The sequence below is a fragment of the Streptomyces sp. P5F9 genome, assembly GCF_057961495.1.
Map to the genome: position 1 here is coordinate 1 of NZ_JBXVPZ010000714.1, position 3,381 is coordinate 3,381.

Here is a 3,381-nt window from a genome sequence, read left to right on the forward strand (position 1 = left end):
GGGCGTGGGTGGGGTTCTGACTATCCGTCGTCATACGGTCCCCGCCAACGGGCTCCCAGCCGTTACCGAAACGCTGGGTCGCCAGGTCCGCAACGCGGCCCGAAATCGGGCTACGGGGGGTGCGTCGCCGAGGAGACCAGTCCGCACGGTTTCCCGCGGCGCTTCCGAGCCTCGGACGGGCTGGGTCGACACAACCGAGGAGATGACAGGTGCGGCACACGACTGGACCCCGGCCGCAGCCCAGCCAGGCCGACCGGCCCGGCATCCCCTGGCGGAGATCGAGGCGTCGGAGAAGTGCCGGCGGTCGAAGTCCTGCCATTCGTCGTGGAGTTCGGCCAGGGCCGCGGCGGCGAGCCGGTCCAGGGCGGCTGGGTCGGGAAGACCTGGACGATGTCTGCCCGCCGCTTGATCCCTGGTTCAGCCGTTCCAGCGGGGACGGCCTCGCCACCGCCGCGATCACCTCGACACTCTCCCGGGCGCCGGGCCTCGCCCCCTCCGGGATCGACGACGTGGGGTGGGGCAACGCCAACGGCGCGGGCGTGGAGAACCCCGACGTCGGCCCATGGCGGTGCCCCTCGCCGGACTTCCGGTGAGCGTGCCCCGCACCACGGGCGATCGGCCGTGCGGCTCCAGCCTCGACACGGCGATGACCGCCAGTCGCACGATTGACTCCGGCGACGCCGAGGTCATGCTGACCGGCGGCGTGGAGTCGATGACACGTGCGCCGTGGGTTTTGGTTCTGCCCAAGTCGGCGAGACCGTTCCCGGGTCGGTGACATCACCGCGGTCTCGACCACCTTCGGCCGGCGGCTGGTCAACCCAACCCCGGATGCCGAAGGAGTGGACGGTCACCCTCGGCGAGGCCAACGAGCAGCTCCGCGCGCGCTTCGGGATCTCCCGGGAACGGCAGGACGAGTTCACTGCCCGTTCCCGCCAACTCGCCCACGCAGCATAGGAGTCGGGCTTCTACGAAGTCCTGGTGGCGCCGGTCGAAGACCGTGGCGCAACCCGGGCATGAGGCGCCCCCGGCCGTGGGCGCGTCTGCGACCGGTGGCTATGCCCCGATGACCGGCTTGTCGCCGACGTAGGCGTCCATGCCGATGAAGAAGGCGCAGAACCGCCAGCAGCCGTCCTCCTCGCGGCGCAAGCGCGCCTGGTAGATGACGCTGGCCCCCCAGCGGACCGTGTCGGCGGCCACGGACACCAGGCCGAACGCGATCGCGGTGGCCCGGCCCTCGGTCAGGTCGAGTTCCTCGACGAGGACGTTGCCCATCAAGTGCCTTCGCTGGTCGGCCTGTTCGGCGATGACCTCGCACAGCCGCTGCCGAATCCCGGTCCGGCCGTCGAAGCGTTCGAACGGCTCGGCCGAGCCCTCCGCCACCTCGAACACCGCGTCCTCGGTGAAGCAGCTGGCCAGCTGGTCGAACTGTGCCTCGTCGTGGGCGACGGCGAACCGGTAGAAGGCGTCGGCGATCCGGGCCCGGGCGGACAGCGCCTCGGGGCCGAAGTCGGCGGGCTCCATCGGCCGCATCGCGACGCGGCCCTGACGGTGGGCCCAGGCCTGGGCTGGTGATGACGGCATGGCATACCTCCTGCGAGGAAGTGAAGGATCGAACAAGGCGGATGAGGTGGTGTCATGGAGGGACGATGTGATAAGCACTGACGGCGCGGCCTCCGCGAGCTGTCGTGTCGACACCTGTCCCCTGCCCCCATACTGCGCCATCTGTCGACAGATAGGGCATGAATCACGCGTGTGCGCAGCGTCAGGTGCGCTAGTGTCGACATCGTCAGGACGAGTGCGTAGCTGGATCAGTCAGGGAGACCCCCTCATGCCCCATCAGGACACCCATCTCGTACTGGAGCGCCTGCTGCGACTGCGGGACCGTCGTGAACCACTGGTCGCGCAGATCGCCGAGTGGGTCGGCGAGGGCATCATCGAGGGCAGGCTGCAACCGGGGCAGGACCTCAACAGCGTCGACCTGTCCAACCGCTTCGAAACCAGCCGCACCCCTGTCCGCGAGGCGCTGATGCTCCTCGAACAGGAGGGGCTGGTGGAGATGAAGGCCCGCCGCCGGCCGCGCGTCGCTTCGCCCTCCCTCCAGGACATCCGGGACATCTACCAGGTCAGGCGCCAACTCCTGGCCATGCTCGCCGGGTTGCTGGTCGAGCGGGCCACCGAGGACGAACTCGCCGAACTGCGCGGGCGTGTCGAGTCGATGCGCGCTCTCGCCGACGAGGAGGACGTGGACGCGTACTTCTGGAGCCATGTGCAGCTCCAGGAGCGGATGACCGAGATCGTCGGCAACGCCACGCTGAAGCAGATCCTCGACTCGCTCGCGTTGCGCACGCTCATGCTGCGCCATCTGAGCCTGACCCGTGCGGGCCGACTCGCCTACAGCGTCGACGACCAGGAGCGGCTGATCCAGGCGTACGAGGAGCGGGACGGCGAGCTGGCCTCCGCGCTGATCGCCGGAGCCACCGTGCGGGCCCTGCGGGCGGTGGAGGAACAGCTGGAACAGGATGCCGCGCGCACCGGCACGCCCGTCCGCGCCAAGCGCGGACGCACCGCCTGAGGACCCTGGTCGGCGCCTACTTGGCGAGGACACCGCCGTCGACCGGAAAGTTGCCGCCCGTCACCCACGCGGACTCGTCGGACAGCAGGTAGACGGCGCACCAGGCGATGTCCTCGGGCCGGCCGACCCGCCCGAGCGGAATCCGGTCGAGGAGCGCCTGGCGGGCCGCGCCCTCGTGCGCGCCCGCAGACTCGGTGGCCGGAGTGCGCACCATGCCGGGCGAGATGGTGTTGGCCCGGATTCCCAACGGGCCTCCCTCCACGGCGAGTTGACGGGTCAGCCCGAGTACGGCCGACTTGCCCGCGCAGTGCGCGACCATGCCGAAGGTCCCGCTGCCCCGGAAGGCGTTCACCGAGGCGAAGTTGACGATCGAGCCGCCCCCCGACGCCTCCATGTGCCGCCACACCGCCTGTACGGGCAGGAAGACCACGTCGACCTCGCCTCGCAGGGTGGGGGTCCACTGTCCGTCGAAGTCCATGTCGGCGGCGGTCGCCATGTGCGGGGCGATGGCGCCGGCGGTCACCAGGGCGTCGATCCGTCCGTGCCGCGCGTGTGCCTGGTCGGCGAAGCGCCGGGCGTCGGCGGGATCGGTCATGTCCAGCGGGCCCGGCACGTCGAGGCTCAGGCCGCGGTCGGCGGCGAGCTTGCGGGTGCGTTCGGCCGCGGTCGCGTCGATGTCGCAGCCGACGACGGTGGCGCCCTGTTCGGCGAAGAGCAGGGCACAGCCCTGGCCGATACCGGCGCCCGCGCCGGTGACGAGGACGACCTTGCCGGAGAGCCTGCCGGAGCCGATCGGGGCGGGTCCGGGG

Annotated in this window: 3 protein-coding genes and 2 pseudogenes; 2 read left to right on the top strand and 3 right to left on the bottom strand. The window is 70.7% G+C overall.

What is annotated here, in order from left to right:
- Positions 1-273: 273 nt before the first annotated feature.
- Positions 274-436, bottom strand: a pseudogene (locus AC31A1_RS48910) (transposase); the annotation flags it as partial.
- Between AC31A1_RS48910 and AC31A1_RS48915 the strand changes: the two are divergent.
- Positions 435-951: pseudogene (locus AC31A1_RS48915) on the top strand (thiolase family protein); the annotation flags it as partial. The pseudogenes AC31A1_RS48910 and AC31A1_RS48915 sit on opposite strands and share 2 nt — an antisense overlap.
- Positions 952-1,053: 102 nt before the next feature.
- Here AC31A1_RS48915 and AC31A1_RS48920 read toward each other — a convergent pair.
- Positions 1,054-1,581, bottom strand: coding sequence for a nuclear transport factor 2 family protein (locus AC31A1_RS48920; RefSeq protein ID WP_489659514.1), 528 nt, complete (start codon positions 1,579-1,581; stop codon positions 1,054-1,056).
- Positions 1,582-1,828: 247 nt separating this feature from the next.
- On the opposite strand from AC31A1_RS48920, the gene AC31A1_RS48925 reads away from it, so the two are divergent.
- Entirely contained in the window at positions 1,829-2,572 is a 744-nt protein-coding gene (locus tag AC31A1_RS48925; protein WP_489659515.1) for a GntR family transcriptional regulator, read from the top strand.
- A 16-nt stretch (positions 2,573-2,588) separates the two neighbouring features.
- On the opposite strand, the gene AC31A1_RS48930 is transcribed toward AC31A1_RS48925, so the two are convergent.
- Positions 2,589-3,381: SDR family NAD(P)-dependent oxidoreductase (locus tag AC31A1_RS48930; protein ID WP_489659516.1), on the bottom strand; the 793-nt coding region annotated here is incomplete at its 5' end.

Coding starts and splice junctions, on each gene's coding strand:
- AC31A1_RS48920 (WP_489659514.1), bottom strand. CDS start 1,581: ATGCCGTCATCACCAGCCCAGGCCTGGGCCCACCGTCAGGGCCGCGTC.
- AC31A1_RS48925 (WP_489659515.1), top strand. CDS start 1,829: ATGCCCCATCAGGACACCCATCTCGTACTGGAGCGCCTGCTGCGACTG.